The sequence below is a fragment of the Paenibacillus ihumii genome (assembly GCF_001403875.1).
GTDB classification, from domain to species: Bacteria; Bacillota; Bacilli; order Paenibacillales; family Paenibacillaceae; genus Fontibacillus; species Fontibacillus ihumii.
This window is the reverse complement of record NZ_LN884299.1, coordinates 1,414,415-1,438,052: the sequence shown is the minus strand read 5'-3', so window position 1 is coordinate 1,438,052 and position 23,638 is coordinate 1,414,415. Positions and strand designations below refer to the sequence as shown.

24 protein-coding genes and 1 tRNA gene are annotated in these 23,638 nt (G+C 52.5%); 8 read left to right on the top strand and 17 right to left on the bottom strand.

What is annotated here, in order from left to right:
* Positions 1 to 241 precede the first annotated feature (241 nt).
* Complete coding sequence (locus tag BN2762_RS13915; RefSeq protein WP_230202516.1) at positions 242 to 1,186, top strand: peptidoglycan DD-metalloendopeptidase family protein; 945 nt, start codon at positions 242 to 244, stop codon at positions 1,184 to 1,186.
* An 87-nt stretch (positions 1,187 to 1,273) separates the two neighbouring features.
* Here BN2762_RS13915 and acsA read toward each other — a convergent pair whose 3' ends face one another.
* A complete protein-coding gene (acsA, locus tag BN2762_RS13910) occupies positions 1,274 to 2,998 on the bottom strand; it encodes an acetate--CoA ligase (RefSeq protein WP_055107547.1) in 1,725 nt (574 codons plus the stop codon).
* A gap of 318 nt (positions 2,999 to 3,316) precedes the next feature.
* On the opposite strand from acsA, the gene BN2762_RS13905 reads away from it, so the two are divergent.
* Entirely contained in the window at positions 3,317 to 3,949 is a 633-nt protein-coding gene (locus BN2762_RS13905) for a GNAT family N-acetyltransferase (RefSeq protein WP_055107546.1), read from the top strand.
* Positions 3,950 to 3,992: 43 nt separating this feature from the next.
* Entirely contained in the window at positions 3,993 to 5,177 is a 1,185-nt protein-coding gene (locus tag BN2762_RS13900; RefSeq protein WP_055107545.1) for an acetoin utilization protein AcuC, read from the top strand.
* Here the strand turns inward: BN2762_RS13900 and BN2762_RS13895 are convergent, their stop codons facing one another.
* The 4 genes from BN2762_RS13895 to BN2762_RS13880 all read right to left on the bottom strand — a co-directional run bounded on the left by BN2762_RS13895 (position 5,178) and on the right by BN2762_RS13880 (position 8,027).
* Positions 5,178 to 5,885, bottom strand: a complete 708-nt coding sequence (locus BN2762_RS13895; RefSeq protein ID WP_055107544.1) for a 5'-methylthioadenosine/adenosylhomocysteine nucleosidase — start codon at positions 5,883 to 5,885, stop codon at positions 5,178 to 5,180.
* A 127-nt stretch (positions 5,886 to 6,012) separates the two neighbouring features.
* Entirely contained in the window at positions 6,013 to 7,017 is a 1,005-nt protein-coding gene (ccpA, locus tag BN2762_RS13890) for a catabolite control protein A (protein WP_055107543.1), read from the bottom strand.
* A 108-nt stretch (positions 7,018 to 7,125) separates the two neighbouring features.
* A complete protein-coding gene (gene ytxJ, locus BN2762_RS13885; protein WP_055107542.1) occupies positions 7,126 to 7,470 on the bottom strand; it encodes a bacillithiol system redox-active protein YtxJ in 345 nt (114 codons plus the stop codon).
* Between the two features lie 113 nt (positions 7,471 to 7,583).
* On the bottom strand, positions 7,584 to 8,027 hold the full coding sequence (locus BN2762_RS13880; protein ID WP_055107541.1) for a hypothetical protein: 444 nt from the start codon (positions 8,025 to 8,027) through the stop codon (positions 7,584 to 7,586).
* 275 nt (positions 8,028 to 8,302) lie between these two features.
* Here BN2762_RS13880 and BN2762_RS13875 point away from each other — a divergent pair, with 275 nt between their 5' ends.
* The gene (locus BN2762_RS13875) at positions 8,303 to 8,830 is read left to right on the top strand and encodes a type 1 glutamine amidotransferase domain-containing protein (protein WP_055107540.1); all 528 of its coding nucleotides are present in this window, start codon (positions 8,303 to 8,305) and stop codon (positions 8,828 to 8,830) included.
* 107 nt (positions 8,831 to 8,937) lie between these two features.
* On the opposite strand, the gene ptsP is transcribed toward BN2762_RS13875, so the two are convergent.
* From ptsP to BN2762_RS13845, 6 genes are all read right to left on the bottom strand, one after another.
* Complete coding sequence (gene ptsP / locus BN2762_RS13870; protein ID WP_055107539.1) at positions 8,938 to 10,674, bottom strand: phosphoenolpyruvate--protein phosphotransferase; 1,737 nt, start codon at positions 10,672 to 10,674, stop codon at positions 8,938 to 8,940.
* A 183-nt stretch (positions 10,675 to 10,857) separates the two neighbouring features.
* Positions 10,858 to 11,289 carry a CoA-binding protein gene (locus tag BN2762_RS13865; RefSeq protein ID WP_055107538.1) on the bottom strand — a complete coding sequence of 144 codons (432 nt, stop codon included), beginning with the start codon at positions 11,287 to 11,289 and terminating at the stop codon, positions 10,858 to 10,860.
* A gap of 48 nt (positions 11,290 to 11,337) precedes the next feature.
* The gene (gene aroA / locus BN2762_RS13860) at positions 11,338 to 12,627 is read right to left on the bottom strand and encodes a 3-phosphoshikimate 1-carboxyvinyltransferase (protein ID WP_055107537.1); all 1,290 of its coding nucleotides are present in this window, start codon (positions 12,625 to 12,627) and stop codon (positions 11,338 to 11,340) included.
* Positions 12,628 to 12,661: 34 nt separating this feature from the next.
* Positions 12,662 to 13,165, bottom strand: a complete 504-nt coding sequence (locus BN2762_RS13855; RefSeq protein ID WP_055107536.1) for a shikimate kinase — start codon at positions 13,163 to 13,165, stop codon at positions 12,662 to 12,664.
* Between the two features lie 154 nt (positions 13,166 to 13,319).
* Positions 13,320 to 14,729: an NADP-dependent phosphogluconate dehydrogenase gene (gene gndA / locus BN2762_RS13850; protein ID WP_055107535.1), complete on the bottom strand. Its 1,410-nt coding sequence runs from the start codon at positions 14,727 to 14,729 to the stop codon at positions 13,320 to 13,322.
* 165 nt (positions 14,730 to 14,894) lie between these two features.
* Positions 14,895 to 15,491, bottom strand: coding sequence for a hypothetical protein (locus tag BN2762_RS13845; protein ID WP_055107534.1), 597 nt, complete (start codon positions 15,489 to 15,491; stop codon positions 14,895 to 14,897).
* Between the two features lie 235 nt (positions 15,492 to 15,726).
* On the opposite strand from BN2762_RS13845, the gene BN2762_RS13840 reads away from it, so the two are divergent.
* Positions 15,727 to 16,350: a DUF1054 domain-containing protein gene (locus tag BN2762_RS13840; protein ID WP_055107533.1), complete on the top strand. Its 624-nt coding sequence runs from the start codon at positions 15,727 to 15,729 to the stop codon at positions 16,348 to 16,350.
* A 24-nt stretch (positions 16,351 to 16,374) separates the two neighbouring features.
* Here the strand turns inward: BN2762_RS13840 and BN2762_RS13835 are convergent, their stop codons facing one another.
* Positions 16,375 to 17,643: an MFS transporter gene (locus tag BN2762_RS13835; protein ID WP_055107532.1), complete on the bottom strand. Its 1,269-nt coding sequence runs from the start codon at positions 17,641 to 17,643 to the stop codon at positions 16,375 to 16,377.
* Between the two features lie 187 nt (positions 17,644 to 17,830).
* Between BN2762_RS13835 and BN2762_RS13830 the strand changes: the two genes are divergently transcribed.
* Positions 17,831 to 19,306: an aminotransferase class I/II-fold pyridoxal phosphate-dependent enzyme gene (locus BN2762_RS13830; protein WP_055107531.1), complete on the top strand. Its 1,476-nt coding sequence runs from the start codon at positions 17,831 to 17,833 to the stop codon at positions 19,304 to 19,306.
* A 96-nt stretch (positions 19,307 to 19,402) separates the two neighbouring features.
* On the opposite strand, the gene BN2762_RS13825 is transcribed toward BN2762_RS13830, so the two are convergent.
* Together BN2762_RS13825 and BN2762_RS13820 are read right to left on the bottom strand one after the other, a co-directional pair.
* Positions 19,403 to 19,720, bottom strand: coding sequence for a DUF1292 domain-containing protein (locus BN2762_RS13825; RefSeq protein ID WP_055107530.1), 318 nt, complete (start codon positions 19,718 to 19,720; stop codon positions 19,403 to 19,405).
* Positions 19,721 to 19,848: 128 nt separating this feature from the next.
* Positions 19,849 to 20,406: a hypothetical protein gene (locus tag BN2762_RS13820; protein ID WP_055110041.1), complete on the bottom strand. Its 558-nt coding sequence runs from the start codon at positions 20,404 to 20,406 to the stop codon at positions 19,849 to 19,851.
* Between the two features lie 184 nt (positions 20,407 to 20,590).
* Between BN2762_RS13820 and BN2762_RS13815 the strand changes: the two genes are divergently transcribed.
* Positions 20,591 to 21,325, top strand: a complete 735-nt coding sequence (locus BN2762_RS13815) for an MBL fold metallo-hydrolase (protein WP_055107529.1) — start codon at positions 20,591 to 20,593, stop codon at positions 21,323 to 21,325.
* 75 nt (positions 21,326 to 21,400) lie between these two features.
* Here BN2762_RS13815 and BN2762_RS13810 read toward each other — a convergent pair whose 3' ends face one another.
* The 3 genes from BN2762_RS13810 to BN2762_RS13800 all read right to left on the bottom strand — a co-directional run bounded on the left by BN2762_RS13810 (position 21,401) and on the right by BN2762_RS13800 (position 22,683).
* Positions 21,401 to 21,640 (bottom strand): DUF3892 domain-containing protein, encoded by a 240-nt coding sequence (locus BN2762_RS13810; protein WP_055107528.1) that lies wholly within the window; start codon positions 21,638 to 21,640, stop codon positions 21,401 to 21,403.
* Positions 21,641 to 21,739: 99 nt separating this feature from the next.
* Positions 21,740 to 22,186: a GNAT family N-acetyltransferase gene (locus BN2762_RS13805; RefSeq protein ID WP_055107527.1), complete on the bottom strand. Its 447-nt coding sequence runs from the start codon at positions 22,184 to 22,186 to the stop codon at positions 21,740 to 21,742.
* A gap of 242 nt (positions 22,187 to 22,428) precedes the next feature.
* Positions 22,429 to 22,683 (bottom strand): hypothetical protein, encoded by a 255-nt coding sequence (locus tag BN2762_RS13800; RefSeq protein WP_055107526.1) that lies wholly within the window; start codon positions 22,681 to 22,683, stop codon positions 22,429 to 22,431.
* Between the two features lie 207 nt (positions 22,684 to 22,890).
* On the opposite strand from BN2762_RS13800, the gene BN2762_RS13795 reads away from it, so the two are divergent.
* Positions 22,891 to 22,963: transfer RNA gene (locus BN2762_RS13795), tRNA-Val, on the top strand.
* Positions 22,964 to 23,638 lie beyond the last annotated feature (675 nt).

The following is a 23,638-nucleotide window of genomic DNA, read 5'->3' as shown; positions in this document are numbered from 1 at the left end:
CATATGACTCATTATCAGCCCTCCTTACATTTCATCATTTCCTACACTCCTCGTACGCCCATTGTAACATATCCATTTTACCTAATATCGTCCAGCACCTTAACAGAACCTTAACGCCTGCACCATAAATTTAAGCTGGGGTTCATGCCCGGTTTCTCCTCTGTTTAACTCTAGGGCATATAATCATAGAAAGAGAGTAACAGGACAACGATAATCGATAGACAGAATGGAGAGATGAAGCATGAGAAGGAAGATGAGAGGAAAGCTGATCCTTTGCGCAGTGGCACTTATGATGATCTCGGGATGCGGAGCGTATTCGCAGAATACGGATCCCCTCGCCGATATCCAGGAGCTGCCGGAAGCGTTAATGGATGAACGTTATGACCAGGTCTACAACAGCCTTAGCAGCGATTTCCGCAGCCAGGTCAGCAAGCAGCAGATTAAGGAGCTGTCGCAAGCCTTCTTCGAGGCCGGCGATTCGTTTGACCTTCAGACCAGCTATGCCTTAAACGGTACGACGGACTATATCTGGGTCAATCCTTCCGGCAGCAAAGGAATTTACGCCGCAGCCGGCCAGAATGGCGTTCTGTGGGGGCTGCAGATTCAGCATTTGATTAGTTATGCCGAGACCGACAACGCCTATACCAAGCAGGAGTACAGTCTGCCCTTTAAAGGAGAATGGTTTACCTTCTGGGGCGGAAGCCATGTGCTGCTCAACTACCACTACGCCTACGAAACCCAGCGGTATGCCTATGATTTCGTAGCCTTGGAGGACGGAGCCTCTTACGAAGGAGATCCATCCCGGAACGAGAGCTTTCACGCGTTCGGCAGGGAAGTGCTCGCCCCTGCGGACGGCGTCATCGCAGAGGTCGCAAATGACGTTGAGGATAACGTCCCCGTCGGTACGATGAACGAGAAGCAGGCTGCCGGCAACTATGTCATCATCGATCATGATGGAGAGTACAGCATATTGGCGCATTTCAAGCAAGGATCTATCACGGTACAGAAGGGGGACATGGTAAAGCGCGGCGACTTGCTCGGATTAACGGGGAATTCCGGGAATTCCAGCGAAGCGCATATCCATTTTCAGGTATCCGACCAGCCCAGCCTCGAGAAAGGTAAATCCATCCGCATCAAATTCAAGAACGGTCTGGATCCGATCAGGGGACAATTCGTGGAAGGTTAGCAAAAAGAAAGACGCCGGAACAGCATGCGCCGGCGTCTTCTTCATGTCTGATATAAATATTATGCCTGAATGGGCCTACATATCCCGTTAATCCTCGATCGTCGACAGATCACCTGTCGGCAGATTCAGCTCCCATGCTTTGAGTACGCGGCGCATGATTTTACCGGAGCGCGTCTTCGGCAGCTTATCCTTGAACTCGATTTCACGCGGCGCCGCATGGGCCGACAGCCCCTCCTTCACGAAGCGCGCGATATCCGCCTTGAGCTCCTCCGAGGGCTCGTATCCATCAAGCAGCGAAATGAACGCCTTGATGATTTCGCCTCTGGTCGGATCAGGCTTGCCGATTACGCCCGCCTCTGCGACAGCTGGATGCTCCAGCAGCTTGCTCTCCACCTCGAACGGTCCGATCCGCTCCCCGGAGGAATTGATCACGTCATCGATGCGGCCCTGGAACCAGAAGTAGCCATCCTCATCCATATAAGCCGTGTCGCCGGAAATGTACCAGCCCGGGATACGGAAATATTCCTCGTATTTCGGAGCATTGTTCCAAATGAGCCGCATCATGGACGGCCAAGGTGCGCGGATAGCCAGATTCCCCATCCGGTTAGGCGGCAGAATCTTCCCGTTATCATCGATAATCGCGGCTTCGATGCCTGGAACAGGCTTGCCCATGGAGCCCGGCTTGAGCGGCATCGACGGATAGTTGCAGATCAGCTGTCCGCCCGTCTCCGTCATCCACCACGTATCGTGGATTCGCAGCCCGTACACCTTATACCCCCAGCGGACGACCTCCGGATTGAGCGGCTCGCCTACGGACAGAACATGTCTTAATGACGACAGGTCATACTGTGCGATCATGTCCTCACCAGCCCCCATCAGCATCCGAAACGCGGTCGGCGCGCTGTACCAGACCGTCACCTTGTACTGCTGGATCGTATCATACCAATCCCCCGGATTGAAGCGTCCGCCGCGTACGATATTCGTAACCCCAAGCAGCCAGGGTGCGAATATGCCATACGAGGTGCCCGTCACCCAGCCCGGGTCGGCCGTACACCAGAACCGGTCGCCTTCCTTCAAATCCAGAACGACTCTGCCGGTATGGTAATGCTGAATCATCGCGTTATGAACATGATATACTCCCTTGGGCTTCCCGGTAGAGCCGGACGTATAATGCAGAATCATCCCGTCCTCCCGGTCGACCCATTCGATTTCGGTCTCCGGAGCAGCCTGCTCAAGCTCGGCCATCAGGTCGATCAGCCCTGCCTCCTGCGGAAGATCCTCGCCGACCAGGAACACATGCTTCAACGCCGGAAGCTCCTCCCGCTTCACACGAGGCAGCAGCGCTGGCGTCGTAACGATGGCTACCGCTCCGCTATCCTCCAGCCGGTCCTTGACCGCCGTCTCCATAAATGCCTCGAAGAGCGGCCCTACCACCGCACCGACCTTAAGCGTCCCAAGCACGGAGATATACAGCTCAGGGCTTCTCGGCATAAACACGAAGACGCGGTCCCCTTTGCCGATCCCATAGCTGCGCAATACATTCGCAAATTTGTTCGACAGCGTGCTCAGCTCTTCGTAAGTGTAGGATTCGTTTCTGGTCGAATCTCTGAACAGCAGAGCCGTACGGCTGCCCTTCCCCGCATCTACGTGGCGGTCGATCGCTTCATAAGCCATGTTGACCCGGCCCGTTTGATACCAGGAGAAATTCTTCTCCACATCGGCCCAATCGAACTTGGCATAAGCCTCCTCATAATTCCCTAAATTGGACGAAGGGGCGACCTCCGAAATAATCTCACCTTGCAGCTGACTCATTGTTTCATCCTCCCTTGAATCTGTCTAAAAGTTAAATCTTTGAAAGCAAATTCAATTGTGAAAACGGATACACCTTGGCGGATATGACAATGTGGATATGGCTTTCAGCCACCTGTTTAATGCAGCCAAAGCGCTATCCACTTTGTTAATGGAGCCATTGTGTAATTAGTCATGCAGTGTAAAGCGGGATGTCAAGAATTATTTGTGAATGTTTTATGTCGGAATACATTATAACACACGCTTTTATGAGGGGCTATACTTTTCAAATTTTCATTTTTCTGTTATAAGTGAGGGGAACGAGCAAAGGAGGCGGCGAAAATGGAACATCGGAAAACGCATATCCGCCATACCCTGTCCAGAGGAGATCGCGAAATCGTAGTTGAAGGCCCTGTCTCCCCGGAGCTTCTTCAGAGCTTCCGGATGCACGAAGAGCTGGACGCCTTCCGCAGGCCGAACGATCAGCACGAAGCCTTGATTGAAATCGCGGCTCTCCCGGAAGGGCGCATTATCATTGCCCGGGAGCAGGATACCATCGTCGGTTACGTCACGTTTCATTACCCTGATGAGATGGAGCGCTGGTCCCAGGGAAATATGCCCGATCTGATTGAACTTGGAGCAATCGAGGTGGCGAACGATTATCGCTCGCTCGGGCTGGGCTCCAAAATGATCCGAACGGCCTTCGAGCAGGATCAGATGGAGCGGTATATCGTATTTACGACGGAATATTACTGGCACTGGGATTTAAAAAGCAGCGGACTCAGCGTATGGGACTACCGGAAAATGATGGAGCGGCTGATGAAAACAGTGGATATGGTCTGGTATGCTACCGATGACCCAGAAATTTGCTCCCACCCGGCAAACTGCCTGATGGTTCGCATCGGGAAGGACGTTCCGCTAGAATCTGAAGAGCAGTTCGATCGGATCCGCTTTCAGCAGCGGTTCATGTACTGATGCTCATGCAGAGAATGACACAAGAGCAAGGAGAGTGGCGCCCATGACTGGAAGCGCTTTATTAGTTCATCATGATAAAGCCCTGAATTATCATTTTCACGACAGCCATCCTTTTCATCCGATCCGGCTCAAATTAACGCTCGACCTCCTTGCCGAAGCGAGGGCTCTGGAGCCCTCGGCGATGCTGGCGTCCCGTCCGGCCACGGACGATGAGCTGCTGCAGGTTCACCAGCCGGCTTTCCTTGAGGCCGTTAAAGCATTAAGCGCGAGCCCCCCCGGGCCGGGTTGGCTGGAGCGCGCGGAGCAGTACGGGCTGGGGGACGGGGATACGCCGTTCTTTCCGGGCATGCATGACGCTGCTGCATATATTGCCGGCGGCTCCATCACGGCTGCCGAAGCCGTCATGTCCGGACGCTGCGACCATGCCCTGCATTTGGGCGGCGGCCTGCACCACGCCCTTTCAGCCAGAGCGGCAGGCTTCTGCGTATATAATGACGTCTCCGTCGCCATAGCCTATGTTCGCCAGCGTTATCAGGCACGGGTGCTCTATATCGACACGGACGTCCACCACGGGGACGGAGTACAGTGGAGCTTCTATTCCGATCCGGAGGTCTGTACATACTCGATCCACGAGACCGGCAAATATTTATTTCCCGGAACGGGCTTCGTGCAGGAGCGAGGCGAGCATCAGGGCTACGGAACCAGCGTCAACATCCCGCTGCAGCCTTATACGGAGGACGACTCCTGGATGGAATGCTTCGAGCAGTCGATTCGGCGGCTGGTAGAGTACTTCAAGCCGGATCTTATCATCAGCCAGCACGGCTGCGATGCGCATGCTTACGATCCGCTCTCCCACATGCAGTGCAGCATGGCCATCTATGACCAAATGCCCGCCATCATTCACAGCCTTGCCCATAAGCATTGCGAGGGGCGTTGGGTCGCCGTGGGCGGAGGCGGGTATGACATATGGCGTGTCGTCCCCCGGGCATGGAGCCTGCTCTGGCTGGAAATGACGGATCACCCCTTGAAGCGCTCCCTGAAGCAGCAGCCTCGCACGCCGTTGCCGCAGGCCTGGAGAGAGCGGTGGAAGGGACAAAGCTCTGTGAGCCTCCCGGCCGAATGGCTGGATGACCTGACGCATTGGGAGGGAATTCCCCGCAGGGACGAAATCACAGCAAAAAACCGCGAGAGTCTCGCGGTTGCGCTGCAGGATTTCCCCAAGGTCTGATTACCGGTTCAGGCGGGCGGCCATCTCGTTCAGAATTTCGAACGAACGCCGGGCAGCAAGCGCCGTAAATTCGGCGAAATTGACGTCCGCAGTCCCGTCGGCCTTGTCGGACATCGAACGGAGAATGACATAAGGCACTTCATTCATATGGCATACTTGAGCCACCGCAGCCCCTTCCATCTCCACACAGGCGCCATCCAGCGTCTCATGGAGCTCGCGAACATAATCATAGTTTGAAATGAACTGGTCTCCGGATAGCACTTTGCCTACGATAAAATTGTTATCCGTGCACAGCTTGGCGCAAGCTTCCTCCGCCAGGCGGATCAGCTTCCTGTCGGCCGGAAAGTCCGATACGTCCTGATAAGGGATTATGCCGCGGGCAAAGCCAAGCGCAGTCACATCCACGTCATGCTGCTGACACGAAGAGGAAATCACGATATCCCCGATATTAAGCTCCGGATGAACCGCACCGGCCACTCCCGTAAACCATATCGCCTCCACTCCGAACCGGTCGACCAGCACTTGCGTTGTGGCTGCGGCATTGACTTTGCCGACGCCTGATTTGCAGACGACAACTTCTTTGCCGTGCAGCCGTCCCGTCACGAAGCTGATCCCGGCGTATCCGACCGTGTTCTTTCCCTCTACCCGCTCCAGCAGAAGGGCAATTTCTTCATCCATGGCGCCCATAAGCCCGATTGTTGCGGCCATAACGATCTCCTCCTCTATTTTCCCCCTAAAAAAAGCTCCTGAGCAGGAGCTTTTTCCGTATAACCTTTTTCATATATTTGTCTTTATTCTTCTTCTCTATCTATAATTGATGATCGAAATCAGCCGATTATACGTGGCTGACCGACAAGCGGAGGATCGTCTCATGCGGCAAAATCACCTTCGAGCTCTCCACAGTCTCTTTCTTCATCAATTTTGTCAACAAGCGCATAGCTACCGCGCCGAGGTCATACATCGGCTGGGCTACCGTGGTCAGCTGGGGCCGTACCATTGAGGCCATGCGGATATTGTCCACGCTGATAATAGAGAAATCCTCGGGAACCTTCAGCCCTTCGTCCTGAATACTGTGAATCGCTCCGATCGCCATCTCATCCGTAGCGGCGAAAATAGCCGTTGGGCGCTTCTTCAGACCCAGAAAATACTTCATAGCTTCGACACCGGATTCGTAACGGTAGTTGCCGATCCGGACCAAATCCTCCTGGTACTGGATGCCCGCTGTCTCCAGGGCCCGTTTATAGCCCTGAAACCGTGCGTATCCGTTAGCCGGATCCTGCAGCGTGCCGCTGATCATGGCAATCTCGCGATGACCGTGGCGAATCAGCGTGCTTACAGCATCAAAAGCCGCCGCCTCATGATCGATATCGACGGACGGAATCGTTCCGTTCTCGTCGCTCGTCGCACATAAAACAACAGGAACAGAGGATGTCTGGAAGGCCTGCATATGCTCTTCCGTCACTGCTCCGCCCATGAAGAGAAGCCCGTCCACCTGCTTCTCAAGCAGCGTGTTGATGACGCGGATTTCCTTCTCTTTCTTCTTGTCTGCATTACATAAAATAATGTTATAGTGGTACATGTTGGCGATGTCTTCAATGCCCCGGGCGATTTCGGCGAAGATTGAATTCGAGATGTCCGGAATCACTACGCCAACCGTAGTGGTCTTCTTGCTCGCAAGGCCTCTTGCGACCGCGTTCGGACGATATCCCAAACGTTCAATTGCTTCATATACCTTCTTCCGGGTTTGCGGCTTCACGTTAGGGTTGTTATTGACAACCCGTGAAACCGTGGCCATTGAGACGCCTGCTTCACGTGCCACATCGTAAATGGTAACCGTCACATTCTTCTCTCCATTGCCAATAGATTTTCACTCATTCATCCCGTAAATTTTCAAGCTCCAATTAGGTTTATGATACGACAAAATTTTACTTTGTGCAATGTTCGCGCTTTATTCGGCTAGAACCCCCTCTAGGGCTTCTGAAGTAATGTCGGAATGGGAAGTATGCCAAACGGCTTGTCCGTTTTGGACTAAAATGGCTTGAGGGGATTCATGCTTCACGCCAAGACGCTCCGCCGCCGCATTGGAGACGGGCCTGTCTTCAACAACGTATATAACACCATAGGCAACAGCTTCATTGGGACTATCATTTAAGTATGCTTCCACTTCCCGATGCGCTCCCGAGCTGATGGGACAACGGGTACTATGTTTGAATAGCAACAACGGCTTGTGCGCAGAGTCTTCCATAGCCTGGGCAAGCTTTTCTATAGAAGTTATTCTTTTCAAAGCAGCCATATAATATCCATCCCCTTTTCCGACAACAGATTATTAAGCATACTTATTAGATATCTTAACAAAAAAAAGACGATAAACACAACTCATTGCAGTATTTTGCTGAAAATCCGCCCCTAATTCGCCCTTGAAAACTGACTATTATTCACAAAGCAAGATATTTGAGTCAATCTTTTGGAGATATCATCCATCCAGTCGCGATCCTGCATCTCCTTGGCACATCCATACACATCAAGCAGAAGATTGATGCGCTCCTTGCATTTCTGGTCGAGCAGCGCTTCAAAAGAAGGTGAACCGGTGTCGTTCCAGGAACGGTAAATCCCGTACATGACATCGACCAGCTCGTTGACTTCGTTAAATAGCACGAGCCCCTGCTCCCGGCTCGCCTTCACTTCCCCCAGCAGAGCAAGCAGATCCGGCTTGATGGCTGAAAGAACTTCGTAATGATTGCATTGCTCGCATTCGAAAATCGGTACCCTGTCAATTTCGATAACACTTTCGAAAATAAGCACTCGAAAATCGAGGCTCATTTCTTGCCCGCAATGACACAGCTTGCGCACAGTACCACCTCTTCTAACAAATCATTTTTCAATTGGCTGCCCGTCGTCCCCGTTATGTTGCGATAAAAAAATGTAGAATTGGATGTCAAATGATGTATTCGACCTATGGGGGATGTTCTCCTTGTTCAAGGAGACAAATGCTTGTTATTTCCTAGGTTGGAAAGGAGTATTGACAGGCTAAAGGCCGCAGTCATATGAAAAATAACTTTATTTTTGATACAATTAAAATATCGAAAACGAATTTCGTCAAGACCGATCGAGAACAGGAGGCGTGAATATTGAGACTTACTGGTAAAAGAGTCATCGCTTTAGTGGACGAGGAATTCGAGGATTTGGAGCTCTGGTACCCGATCTACCGGGTGCGCGAGGAAGGGGCCGAGGTTCACCTCGTTGGACTGGAGAAAGGCAAAAAATACATCGGCAAATACGGTGTGCCTGCCGAGGCGGAATACAGCTTCGAGGAAATCGATGCCAAAGACTATGACGGCATCCTCGTCCCCGGCGGCTGGGCGCCGGACAAGCTTCGCCGCTATGGCAAGGTGCTCGAAATAATCAAGGAGCTTCATACAGCGAACAAGCCGATCGGCCAAATTTGCCATGCCGGCTGGGTGCTGATCTCGGCCGGAATCCTTAAGGGCGTTACGGTGACCTCAACCCCGGGAATCCGCGATGACATGGAAAACGCAGGCGCGATTTGGAAGGATGAAGCGGTTGTCGTCGACGGACATATCATCTCGGCTCGCCGCCCGCCGGATCTGCCGCCGTACGGCAAAGCATTCGTCGATGCGCTGGCCAAGGCTTAATCTGAACATTTCAAGGCAGCAGCAGTAAACAACAAGAAACCAACCTAAGAACAACAAGAACCGCAAGGAAGAGGCTCATCGCTCCTCCAAGCGGTTCTTTCTTGATTCTAACTGTTCTGCCAAACGCAGCTCTCGGCAAAGCGCGTCAGCTCCGCCTCCACTTCAGCCCCTGTCGCAAGCCGGAAGCAGTTCGCTCCGGTCTCTTTGCCCGCAGAGGCTTTGGCATTTAATATCCGGTGCTTCACTCTTAACAAGGATTGCGGCGACATGCTCAGATCGCGTACGCCGAGATGCAGCCAGAGCGGAATTGCCTTCTCGTCCCCGGCGAGCTCCCCGCAGACGCTGACCGGTATGCCCGCCTCGTGCGCTCCGGTTATCGCTTGGCGGAGCAGGCGAAGCACGGCCGGATGAAACGGCTGATACATATGGGCGATCGTCTCGTTCATCCGGTCGACAGCCAGGACATACTGCACGAGATCATTCGTGCCGATGCTGAAGAAATCCGCTTCCTGGGCCAGCAAATCGGCAATCGCCGCGGCAGCGGGCACCTCGACCATAACACCGACCGGTATTCCGTCGTCGTAAGCGATGCCGCGCTGGTCGAGCTCAGATTTCGCTTCGGCCAAAATTTGCTTCGCCTCGCGCAATTCCTCCAGCGAGGAGATCATCGGCAGCATGATTTTCAAATTGCCGTAAGCACTGGCCCTAAGGATCGCTGTTAGCTGAGCCTTGAACATCTCTTTGCTGTTCAGGCTGATGCGGATGGCCCGATAGCCCAGGCACGGGTTCTCTTCCTCCGGCAGCTCGAAGTATTCCAGCTGCTTATCTCCGCCGATGTCCAGCGTGCGAATCACGACGGAATGCCGCCCCGCCTTCTCCGCGACCTGCCGGTAAATGCCAAACTGCTCCTCCTCTGAAGGGAAGTCCGGGCGGTCCATGTACAAAAACTCGGTCCGGAACAATCCCGCGCCTTCCGCGCCATATTTGAGCGCCTGCTCCAAGTCTTTGACAGAGCTGATGTTGCCGGCCAAGCGAAAGCGGACGCCGTCTTGGGTAACGGCCTCGACCGCCGCCAGCAGCTGCAGCTGCTCCTTCCGTCTGCGCTGCTTTTCGGCCACTTCCGTATAACGATCTATAATTTCCTGATCAGGTTCAATATATATGAGTCCTTCGTCGCCATCCACAACAAGCAAATCACCCGTCTTCAGCGGCGCCGCAAGCTTGTGCTCCAGTCCGGACACAAGGGGGATTCCCAGAGCCCGGGCCATAATCGCCGAATGCGAGGTCTTGCCGCCAGCCATCGTGACCATGCCAAGCACATTGTCAGGATTCATATGTACAAGCTGGGAGGGCGACAATTCCTTGGCTACCAATATATACGGCTGGGTGTCGGCCGGGAGCGTAATATCGGGCGTACCTAGCAGATGCTTAAGCAGGCGATTGCCTACATCCTTGATATCGAGCGCCCGCTCCTTCATATACTCATCATCAAGCAAATCAAACATCGTGACAAAATGATCGATCGCTTCTTTAACGGCGACCTCGGCCGCCTTGTACTGCCGTTCGATGATCCCGCGGATTTCGCTCATGAATACGGGATCCTCCAATATGGCTAGATGAGCGTCAAATATGCTTGACTCCTCAACGCCTACCGCTTCCTTGACCTCGTTCTTCATCACTTCGATTTCCGTCTTGGACGTGCGTATGCCTTCATACAATCTCTCGAACTCTGCCGCCAAATCGATCTTATCCATCTGGCGCTCCGGCACATCCCATTCCCAGGCAGGCAGCACAAAAGCCTTGCCGATGGCGACGCCCGCTGCTGCACCGATGCCCTGTATCATGTTTTAGACCCCCTATGTCCTGCGCTGTTATAGGATATCATCTCTCTATAATTTATCTCTCATTAGTATTTCGGGTGCGCACTATTATGGTAATCCCAGGCTTGCAAATTTGTCAAAGGAAAATAAGCCTGTCCAGGCAAAGTAAAAGAGGACCCGGCGAGTGACGGGTCCAAATCTTACAGATTATTGACGGCTCTTGCCGAGTAAAATGCTGTCTTCTACCTTGATGCACCGATCCATAACTACCTTCAGACCGCCTTGTGAGGCGATTTGCGCCGCTTCCTCGCTGATGATCCCCTGCTGAAGCCACAGCACCTTGGCGCCCGCTGCTACCGCCTCCCGGGCCACCTCCGGCGTATACTCGCTGCGCCGGAATACATTGACGATATCGATCGGCTCCGGAATATCCGCCAACGAAGCGTACACCTGCTCGCCGAGAATCTGCCCGCTTGCCGCCGGATTGACCGGGATAATGCGATACCCGTTGCTCTGCATGGCCTGGGCCACCATATAAGATGTGCGATCCGGCTTGTCAGACAGTCCAACGACGGCGATATTACCGGCATGCTGCAATATTTCCTTGATCTCCTCGCGGCTCGGGTTTTCAAAAGCCATAGCCAAATCCTCCTCTCGAATTTCCATAGTATGCCCGGCTCAAGACGGTTATACCCATTCTACCTGAGCGCCAAGCGCCTTCATATGATCGAAAAATTGCGGATACGATTTGGCAACGTGATGAGCGTCCTTGATGACCAGAGGCTCCCGGCAGCGCAGGCCGACGATCGTCAAGGCCATAATGACGCGGTGATCGTAATGCGCGTTGATCTCCACGCCGCCCTCCAGCCCGCTCGGACGGCCGTGTACGATGATCTCAGCCTGGCGCTCCTCTACGCTTGCACCGGCTTTTCTCAGCTCGGTCAAGTAGTCTGTGATCCGGTCGCATTCCTTGTATCTTAAGTTCTCCACGTTATAGAAACGGGAGGTCCCGTCGGCAAACACCGCGGCTGCCACCATAGCGAGCACCGCATCGGTTGCGGCATCGCCGTCGAACTCTACCGGGCGCAGGCGTCCGTTGCCCTGGACGTGAACCGTGCCGTCGACATGGGTCAGCGGCACATCCATCATTTGCAGAACATCCACAACCGCGCGCTCGCCCTGCTTGCTGCGTTCGGCGAGACGATGCACCTTCACGTCCGATTTGGTTACCGCAGCCGCCGCGAGAATCGCCGCAGAGCCCGGATAGTCGCCTTGAACCGTGTAAGTCTTCGCCTGATAGCTCTGGCGTCCGGGCACCTTAAAGCTCATATAATCATCGCTGGCATGGATAATAATTCCCGCCTGCTCCAGCACTTCCAGCGTCTGGCCGACAACGACCTTCGATTTCAAATCGTCCAGCACCTCGATCTCGCTGTCCTCCTCCAACAGGGGAGTCAGGAACAGGAGCGCGCTCAAATATTGCGAGCTGACAGCGCCGGATACGGTAATCCTGCCGCCCTTCGGATGGCCGCCGCGAATCGTAATCGGCAGCCGGCCCTCCTGATGGCCGACCTCGACGCCGAGCTGCTCCAATGCCTTGATCAAATCGTCATGAGGACGCTTGCCGAGAGAATCGGGATACGTATTAACGAAGGTTACTTCAGGACACAGCGCGGCGATTCCCATCAGAAACCGGAGCACAGCGCCGGCATTGCCGACATTCAGTTCCTTGACATCCTTCGGCTTCCGGCCAAAGCCCGTAATGACGATCTTCTCGTCGTCCTCTTCCAGTACCGCCCCCAGGTCGGCAATGCAGCGGCGCATGGCGTCGCTGTCCTCGCTGTGCGCGGGATGGTATATAGTGCTCGTACCCTCGGCCAGAGCGGCAACGAGCAGATAGCGCGTCGTATAATTTTTCGATGATAGCGCCCCGATCTCACCGCTTAGCTCGGGTGTAGGTCTTACAATAACGTCCATTTATATTCTCCTTTTTTCTCCAATATTATTTTGATTAACCGCGGTAATGCATTAAAATCTCAGACGCTAGGGTATCCGGGCTTTTACCCGAGGTATCGATCTTGATGTGGGCGAAATCGTAGGCATGCTTGCGCTCCTTCAGAAGCACGGTCAGCCTCTCTCTCGCCCCCCCGGCCAGCAGCGGCCGGTTCGGATCCTCGCCGACCCGCTTCAGGATGCTCTCCAGGTCTGCGGTTAAGGCCGCAACCCAGCCGTTCTCCAGCATGACGGAGCGGTTCTCCTCGCGCAGCACGGCACCCCCGCCGGTCGCAAGCACTACCTCTCCCTCCTGCAGAACCTTGCGGAGCAATGCCGACTCGAGATCCCGAAAATAGGATTCGCCCTGATTGGCGAACAGCTCGGGAATCGTGCAGCCCGCCTCCTCCTCGATCCGCTGATCGAGATCGATCAGGCGATAACCGGACCTTTCGGCTACCACGGCTCCTACCGTGGATTTCCCGGTGCCCATCATTCCTACCAGTATAATATTGTTTCTCATTTGACTCAATATTTCACCTACTTTATTCCTGTGCTGATGGCAAACTTTTTCATATCATAACACAGGCGCCGTTGTTTCGGCACATCTCATCTCTAAATATTCAAAAAAGGCGCCAAAGAGCAGAGCAGCTCTTGACGCCTTATGAATCATTGGATTAGAACCATTGATGATGGAATACGCCTTCTTTGTCAACGCGCTTGAACGTGTGCGCCCCAAAGTAGTCGCGCTGCGCTTGCAGCAGGTTGGCCGGCAGGCGCTCCGTCCGGTAGCTGTCGTAGTACGACAATGCGCTGGAGAAGCCCGGAACCGGAATGCCGCGGGATACCGCCGCTGCCACCACTTGGCGCCATGCATCCTGATAGGTCTCCACGATGTTCTTAAAATACGGATCGAGAAGCAGGTTCTTCAGGCCAGGATCGCGGTCGTAAGCCTCCTTGATGTTGTGCAGGAACTGGGAGCGGATAATGCAGCCGCCGCGGAAGATCATCGCGATGTTACCGTATTTCAAATCCCAGCCGTATTCGTCGGAAGCAGCTCTCATTTGGGCAAAGCCTTGAGCGTAGGATACGATCTTGCTGGCGAACAGCGCTTTGCGAACATTTTCAATGAACTCCTGTTTGTCGCCGTCAAAGGAGCTGGCAGCCGGTCCGCTTAAAATTTTGCTGGCGGCAACGCGCTCTTCCTTCATCGCGGACAAGAAGCGGGAGAACACGGATTCCGTGATCATGGACAATGGGACGCCAAGGTCGAGAGCGCTCTGGCTTGTCCATTTTCCCGTACCCTTCTGCCCGGCGGCGTCCAGGATAACGTCAACCATCGGCTTGCCGGTCTCTTCATCATATTGCGAGAAGATGTCCGCCGTAATTTCGATCAAGTAGCTGTCCAGCTCGCCTTTGTTCCACTCGCTGAAAATTTCATGCAGTTCCTTGGCATCCAGGCCAAGCACATCCTTCAGCAGGTGGTAGGCTTCGCCGATCAGCTGCATATCGCCGTACTCAATGCCGTTGTGCACCATCTTAACATAATGTCCTGCACCGTCTGGACCGATATATGTACAGCATGGATCGCCGTTCACTTTAGCAGAAATGGCTGTCAGAATCGGCTCTACCAATTGATATGCGCTTTCCTGGCCTCCAGGCATGATTGCCGGTCCGTTCAACGCGCCTTCCTCACCGCCGGACACCCCTGTGCCGATAAAGCGGAAGCCTTTGGCTTCAAGCTCCTTGCTGCGGCGCTGTGTATCCGGGAAGTATGCATTTCCTCCATCGATAATGATGTCGCCTTGATCCAGATAAGGAAGGAGCTGCTCGATCGTTGCGTCGGTAGCTGGCCCGGCTTGTACCATGATCAGGATTTTGCGGGGGACTTCCAGGGAATTGACAAACTCCTCGACCGAGAAGGTGCCGACCACGTTTTTGCCTTTCGCTTCATTCGCGAGCATATCGTGTGTCTTCTCCGGGGAGCGGTTAAACACCGAGACGGTGAACCCTTTACTTTCAATATTTAGGGCGAGGTTCTTACCCATAACGGCAAGGCCGATAACGCCAATTTGTTGTTTCGACATGGTCTCCATCCTTTGCATTCTATATTTTTTTCAATAATATCATTTTAACTCTTTGAAGTACAGAAGTGAACCCCTCCAGCCAACTCCTATTTGAATTAAAAACGGCCCTTCCAATGGTTTTCGAAGAGCCGTTTCAGTCCCGTTTAATTGTTCCCATTGCTTCTCTTACCACTCCAGTTGAATTAATTGAATACGAAGCTTGCGCAGCTTCTCTTTACAGCTCTCTGCCCGCTCCTGATCCCCGGACTGCATCGCGCTGTACAAGTGCTCCAACTCCTCGTCCAGCTCCTTCTGCAGGCTTTCGATCTGCTGCTCTGCCGATTGCGAGGTCAGCAGCTCAAGGGTTTGCTCCATGTCCAGCATAGGACCCTTCTGAAAAATAACCCGATGCTCCACACCGGTGATTTCCACCAGCCGGATCACCTCGCCGAACAGGATGCTCTCAATGAGGATCTGCCGGTCCTTGAAACGTTTGACTACCGCATGACCGCGCAGATCTCCGATCAGCTTCTCGAGCCATTCCGCCAGTCTGGCATCCTTGATCAAGTAATCTCCCGCGAGCTTGTATCCTTTTGCAAGACGCTGAAAACGCAGCTTTGTCAGTTTGCGTCCCGTACGGACGGAAATAATGAAAATAGATTCGTTCTCGCTCCAATACAGCGAGTATCCGTCCTGAATCAGGTCGCGAATCAATTGCTGAATGTGCCGGCGGTCGAAACGGAGTTCCAGATTGCAGTACTCTACTTCATAACTTTTATTCACGGCACTCCCTCCCTTACCTTATCTTATACTTCATCTTATGTAGAGGTTACTTGGATTATTGATTATTTTTACCCGTAATCGGCCCAATGTGACGCAAATAAAAAAACAAAACGGAATATTCTGGAATTCGACCGAGGGACAGCTTGGCAAGCAGGGTTTTAAAAGTGGTATACTGGCGGGAGAGGCTGGTTTACCCGCCGAAGGATCGATTTGAATTACGCTGGAGGTTACCATCATGAATTTTACCGGTTTTACAGACCAAGATTTCGATAGCTTGACCGTGCCCGGGCTGGAGCCCCGAATGGAAGCGATTATATCCAACATCCGGCCCAAGCTGGAGGCGCTTGGCGGGACAATCGCCCCGTATTTGTCCGCCCTCTGCGGAGAAGAGATGTTCCCGCATGTTGCCAAGCACGCGAGACGGACGATCAATCCGCCCGAGGACACGTGGATTGCCTGGAGCAGCAGCAAGCGCGGCTACAAAGCGCTTCCTCACTTCCAGGTAGGCATGTTCTCGACCCATCTGTTCATCATTTTTGCGGTCATCTATGAAAGTCCAAATAAAGAGAAGACCGCCCAATACCTGGAGAAACATACGGCTAAGGTGCGCAAGCTCGTACCCGCGGACTTCTACTGGTCGACCGACCATATGAAGCCCGAGGGCACGCCTCATCAGGATATGGACAAGCAGGCTCTGCTGCAAATGGCCGCCAAGCTCAAAACGGTAAAGAAGTCCGAGCTGCTCTGCGGATTGCGCCTCGACCGGGACCACCCGCTGCTGCAGGACGGGGAGGGGCTGACCCGGAGGATCGAACAGACCTTCGAGACGCTGCTGCCGCTGTACAAAGGCTCCTTCTAAAACACGAAAAACAGCCTTCCCTCGTTAAGCTCGGGGAAGGCTGCTTTTATGCCGTGAGATGAGGATATGGACGAAGAAGAGGATGCCCATCACGATGGCGCTGGCCATGAACGGCGCGGAAGGGCCGAGCATGTCCCACATTTTGCCCGACACGATCGGTCCCACAGCCATCCCTGAGCCCTGCACGGTCAGGAACAGGCCCCAGACGGTCCCCTTCTCCCCTTCCGGAAGCATATGCGAAATCATCGTGTCCCATGTTGGCAGTATACAGGCATAGCTGATCCCGATTAAAATAACCAGGAACCATACCATGGGAATCGAGCGCGTAACCGCGAACACCCCGATCGCCACGGCAGCCAGCGCGAATCCGACGTGCAGAAACCATTTCGTTCCGAAGCGGTCCACCAGCCGCCCGATCGGGATCAGTCCGATGACGGTGATGCCCCCTCCGGTAACGAGCAGGGCGCTGAAGGCTTCCGGAGATAAGTTGAGCTCTGTACGCACGAACAGCGTAATAACGGGAGTGAGCAGCCCGATCGCAAAGGTCTGCAGGAAGAGTGCCGGGAATAATAAACGGCTGACATGGAGATTCTCCCTGATAGTACGGATCGACTGGCGTACGTTATTCAGGACGCCGCGGATTCCCCCTTCCCACAAGGAGTGCTCCTCCGGCGAGGTCTCCGGCGAATTGAGCTCCTGCTTCGCCTTGCCTTTGCCCGGCAGGAATATCGATACGATAACGACGATTCCCATCAGGCCTAGCAGGAACCAGAAAACGGGGCGGTAGGAGCCGTCCACGAAAAAGTTGATAATTACCGGTCCCAGACCGGTTCCGCCCAAGCTGGAGATTTGAATGACACCCATCGCTGTTCCGAAATTGTTGTTCTCGCGCGTGACGGCGGAAATGCCCATCAGCACACATGGCCAGAGCGGCGCGGTGCCGACTCCGATCAATGCGCAGCCTAACACGATCAGCCCCATTTTGTCGGCCACCGTAATAATGAAGACGGCAAGGAACGTAATCAGCAGTCCAATCATCATCGTCAGCCGGAAGCCGACCCGCTCAATGAGCCATCCGGCCGGGCTGCGAAATACGTTATCACCAATATATTGCAGCGAGAAGGATAAACCGATGGCGAAGGCGCTCAATTTCAAGACATCGCCCATGTATACGGGTAAAATGGATACGATTAAGGCTCCCTTTACGAACTCCACCAGAAACATAATGATCCAAAGGCAAATAAAGGTCGGAGTCAGCAGCTTTTTACTTACGAGTTTAGTCGTGATTTCCACAGTCGTTCTCCCTTTTCTTCTCTTTATAAATCGTAAAGTTATTTCTAGTCTATCCTCTTGATGAGGTAACTTACACCCCTGAAGCGATTTTGTCTTTTATGCGTTCAATCTTTACTTGCATTCCGGCCTCTTTTTGCTATACTCAACCTTGTTTAAAAATTTAGCTTGAAAGGCAGGGATGGCCTTCATGGATCATCAAGTCACACCGCTGTTTACCGCGCTTAAGAAGCACGCGGCCGGCAATCCCGTTCAATTTCATATTCCCGGGCACAAAAAAGGGCTTGGAGCCGATAAAGAATTCCGAGAATTTATAGGCGATAACGCCCTGTCGATCGATTTGATCAACATTGCTCCGCTCGATGACCTGCACCAGCCTACCGGCGTCATCGAAGAGGCCCAGAAGCTGGCGGCAGACGCGTTCGGCGCCGATTACACCTATTTCTCCGTACAAGGAACTAGCGGCGCCATTATGACGATGATCCTGTCCCTCTGTTCTCCCGGCGATAAAATCATCGTTCCGAGAAACGTGCACAAATCCGTCATGTCGGCCATCATTTTTGCAGGCGCCAAGCCGGTCTTCGTCTCTCCTGCACAGGACGAGAACCTGGGAATCGATCATGGCATTACGACTTCCTCGGTAAGAAGGGCCTTGAACCGCCACCCGGATGCGAAGGCCGTGCTGGTCATCAACCCGACCTATTTCGGCGTCTGTGCCAATTTGAAGGAGATCGTCGATTTGGCGCACAGCTTCGATGTCCCCGTGCTCGTCGATGAAGCGCACGGCGTGCATATCCACTTCCACGAGGAGCTGCCGATGTCTGCAATGCAGGCGGGTGCCGATATGGCGGCGACAAGCGTGCATAAGCTGGGCGGCTCGATGACGCAGAGCTCCGTGCTGAATTTGAATGTAAAGAACGGATACGTCAATCCGCAGCGCGTTCAGACGATCATCAGCATGCTGACGACGACATCCACTTCATATCTGCTGCTCGCTTCACTGGACGCGGCCAGGAGAAATCTCGCGCTGCATGGCCGCGAAATGATTCAGCAAGCGCTGGATATGGCGCACTATGCGCGCCGCGAAATCAATAAAATTGAAGGCTTGTACTGCTTCGGCCGCGAAATTCTCGGCAGCGAAGCCGCCTATGATCACGACCCGACCAAGCTTACGATTCACGTCCGGCATCTCGGAATTACCGGCTATGAGACGGAGAACTGGCTCAGAGAGCGCTACAATATCGAGGTAGAGCTCAGTGACATGTACAACATTCTCTGCTTCATTACCCCCGGGGATACACAGGAAACCGTAGACACCCTGCTGACGGCGCTGCGTGAACTGTCTAAACTGTATTATAAAGAAAATAACGCCAATGAGCTAATCGTTAAAATTCCGGAAATTCCTCAGCTCTCGCTCATTCCGCGTGACGCGTTCTATGCCGATACCGAGGTTGTGCCTTTTAAAGAATCGGCAGGCCGCATCATTGCCGAGTTCATCTATGTATACCCGCCGGGGATTCCAATTCTTCTGCCAGGAGAGGTCATTTCGCAGGAAAATATCGATTATATCGTTGACCATGTGGAAGTAGGGCTTCCCGTCAAAGGACCGGAAGACCGCTACATCAATCAGGTCAAGGTAATCGTTGAGGCCGATCCGATATTCTAAGAAGCCGGCAAGTGGCATACGCCTCTTCTATCCAAAGAAGCTCCCCTTGCCGGGGAGCTTCTCTTCAATTCAGGTCATGATCTATAAACAAGCATTCTACACTTCATCTTGACCGGAGACCAGCTCGTTGTAAGCCGCCTCCACTTGACGCCATTCGTCTTCGTCTTCAATATTGTAGAGAACCATTTCTTCATTCTCTTCTTCCAGACGAAGGATAATGCCGTCCGCTTCCGGATTGTTCCGCTCAAGCAACAGCGCATATACTTTCTCCGCTACATCGAACGTTTCGACTAGAACCATTTCTACGTCATTGCCTTCCTCGTCCGTCAACGTGAGTACAAATTCCTCATGCTCATGGTCATGGTCGTGTCCGCAGCCGCACGCTTCACCGTGTTCGTGCTTGTGATCGCTCATTGAAATACCTCGCTTTAAATTGTTTTGTGTAGTGGTTTGGATGAACTTGTCAGTTTCCTCTCGTATCGTATCATTTTTATGAGGGACAGGTCAATTCGATCGCAAGGCTGCGGGCCGTAAATTTGGAATTATTTCAGCACGTTGATGCTTTTCTCCGATACTAGTACAAAATCCGAGCTGCCGGATGCCGGTTTCATATAGAAGCCGAGCGTATATTTCCCCGCGGTTTTGAAATCATACGTATAGTCGTCGGTCACAAAGTAAAAGTTGCTGCCCGTGTCCTTAACATCCTTCGTCTGAATCGTCTTGGATGTGCCGTCCGGAGCCGTGATCGCCACTTTGATGGCGGAAATTTCCGTTTTCAAGTTGTCAATTTGCGAGAACACGCTGAATTTCAGCTTGCCAGCCTTCTCGATATCCGAGAAAATGTCCTTGCCCTTGAACAAGAAAATATGCACATTAGGTTTATAGTAGGTTACCTTCTTCGTTGCTTCATCATATTCAGCCAGTCCCTCCAGCTCTCTGACCGGGACGTAGGTTTTGCCATCGATCACGTAGGCCCCTTCTTCCACTTCACGGCCGTCGATGGACAGCTTAACTTTTTGAGTTGCCGAATCTGCGAACAGCATGGATCCGCCCGTGAGGGAGAATGCCAATACCAGTACCATTACTCTTCTCCATTTCAAGTTCATTAAATAGCCCTCCAATTGATTCATGTTGATGTTAATGTATACTCCGGCTAATTGCTCAAGTTGCGGTATTTCCTGCAAATCGCTCTTATTTTTTGCGAGAATGCAAGAGGCGCTTTCTCTCCTCAGGGAAATCGTGTAAATTAAAAATGAATGCCTTAGAAAGATAGGAGGGAATCGTTTGACTCTTCGCCTGCAAATGCTTGGCACGGGCGGCGCCTTTGCCAAGCGATATTATAACAATAACGCCCTGCTGTACGCAGACGGCTTCACACTGCTGATCGACTGCGGAATCACGGCTCCTCTGGCGCTTCATCACATGGGCAAGCCCATGGAAGCGATCGACGCCGTGCTCATCACCCATATTCACGGCGACCATGTCGGCGGCCTGGAGGAGTATGCCTTCCGCATGAAATACGGCCACGGGCGCAAGCCGGTGCTCTACGTTCCCGAGCTGCTGGCGGAGCCGCTATGGGAGAATACCCTGAAGGGCGGTCTAGGCCAGGACGGCATCGACTCGCTGGAGGACGCCTTTCACGTCCATCTCCTTCGCGAGGGGCAAATTTCGGAGCTGGCGCGAGGCCTCTCGCTGGAGATCATTCGCACTCCTCATATTCCGGGAAAGAACAGCTACTCGCTCTATTTGAACGGCGAAATTTTTTACAGCGCGGATATGATCTTTCAGCCCGAGCTTCTGACAGAGCTCGTCCGCCAGCGCGGCTGCCGCAAAATTCTGCACGAGGTGCAGCTAACGGGACCCGGACAGGTGCACACCACGCTGGAGGAGCTGCTGTCCCTGCCTGCCGATCTCCGGGAGAAAATCTCGCTGATGCACTATGGCGATGAGATGGAATCCTTTATCGGCCGGACGAAGGAAATGGCATTTCTTCACCAGCATGAAATCTATGATTTATAAAATCGGCCAGATAACGGCGCATTAAAAAAGCAAAGGAGCCGGGGAATATTTCCCGCGGGCTCCTTCTTGAATGCTCTATTCGAATGTGGGCAGCGCGTCCAAGTTATTGGACGGATCTCCGTCCGCATCGCCGCGGATGTACATCTCGCCATCTTTTCCCTTGAAAATATTCACGCCCGCAATAGCGCCTGCATTCACTTCACGCAGGGCATCTTCGTAGTTTAATATACGGCCGCTGGACGTTTTGAAGCGGGTCAGATTGCCGTCCCCGTTCCTTTGAACCGCGATAAAAGTCTCTCTGCTATCGACTGCCATCCTTGATCATCTCCTTTATCGAGCTGGGATTCCCGGTAAGGGATGCCTTTAGTGTGGCCCGCGCAGGATAATTATATGAGGCTCCTCTCCCTATAACGCCTATAGCGGCTTTTCCATCCGCACATGGAGGATGCCTGCGTCATAGAACGGCTCCGTGGAGATCGTCTCATAGCCGAGCTTCGCGTAGAACGGCTCTGCCTGGCATTGCGCATCCAGCACAGCCTTCGTCAGGCCGAGCTCTCTGGCCCGCTCTTCGAGGGCAAGCAGCAGCACTCTGCCAAGGCCCTGCGAACGGAACGGCTTCCGAACCGCAATCCGCTGCAATTTTGCGCTATTATCCTTATAGTACGTAATTCTCCCTGTCGCCGCAGCCGTGCCCTCCAGCTCAATGAGCACATGAACGGCATCCGGGCTGATGACATCGTATTCGTCGATCTCGAGGTCAATCGGCACCTTCTGCTCCTCCACAAAAACTTCCTTGCGAATATCCAAGCACTTCTCCAATTGCTGTTCCGAGTTCACGGCAATAATTACAGCAGCAGCCATTGTTACCCCTCCCATGTTGCTTCTTTACTCTGTAAACTGCATCATTATACAAAAAAAAGCTTTTCGTGTATAGTTGTAAGTACTTAAGGCTTCATTGAACACTTCACTCGGAAGGAGCTATTCCGCCATGACTGAACTAACGATTGCCGCGGCCGTGCTAATATCTGTTATACTTATCGTTCCCATGTTCTATACGATCAAAAAGGGCTATTCCCGCAAATGGGAGGATGATTGACGCCGGATCATGGAGGCGTAATCGCTTCTTTCGAATAGACATGCTCCCGTATTGACTTGCCATATACATTGTCGCGTACGGATTGGCCGAACCATGAGGGGAACTGCTGCTGACGGGCCAGCGTCTCTTCGCTTGGCCCGAGCCCGCACCCGCTGCCTACCAGCAGCAGGGTGACGCTGCCGATGGCGAGGATTACTTTGCTGGTGGTGATCCGGAGAGGTCTCGCTTCTCCCCCTTGCTTGCACTGCTGCACGAGCTTCATCCTTTCTCTGCATTTTGAACTTCTATGCTTCATTGTTCCTTTGGACTGCTTGCTTCATTCATTGTCGTCAGCAGGCATACCCTTTATACGCCATGCAAGGCCAGGGCTAACTCGTTGCTCTATAATTTTTTTGAAAAAAGGGTTTGACAAGGTTCGCTATTCCTGTTATGATATTTCTTGTCTTCACTAATTACATGTTTATATCATGATCTGTTAGCTCAGCTGGGAGAGCACCATCTTGACAGGGTGGGGGTCAGTGGTTCGAGCCCACTACAGATCATACTTAAGAACCCTTGAGGCTATGGCTTCAAGGGTTCTTTCTTTTTGTGCTGATGCGTATAACCCCCAACGATCAGCAGCAGCTATTTAGTAGACTAAAGATGTTAGATAAATAAAAACAAACGTTATAAGCAGAATGGGTATGAAATACTGGTTATATCGGTGTTTTCTTTTGTATAATTGATAGATTCTAAGCATACAAAAAATAGGCGTCAAAACTAACAGCAGCCAATATATCGCTGGAAGGTTCCCAAAATTCGCGTAGAATGCGACGGCATACATGAAATAAAGAATATCGAATATTTCTTTTTCATCTTTTAGTAAAATGAAACTGACATGAATAGGATTGCGGTTATAGGAAAGATATAGTTGCCGAATATAAGGGCAGTTACTGCAGCATTCGCTCTTTCACCGATAAGAAAGGAGCTTGTTATGGCAATAATGAAAAACAACTGCATGTAAAACCATTTTTCATGTTTTAATTTCTTCATTATATAACTCCTTACACTCCATCTCTAATATAGTAGATTCTCCAATTTTAATATGTACATATTTGGAAATGCCATATCCTGCCGATGCTTTTATCAAGGAAGAATCCATTTGTTCAGAGTTTGTATAGATTCATGGTCTATAGTATTTTATTGGAATTGTTAGTTTGTTACAGACGTTTATTATA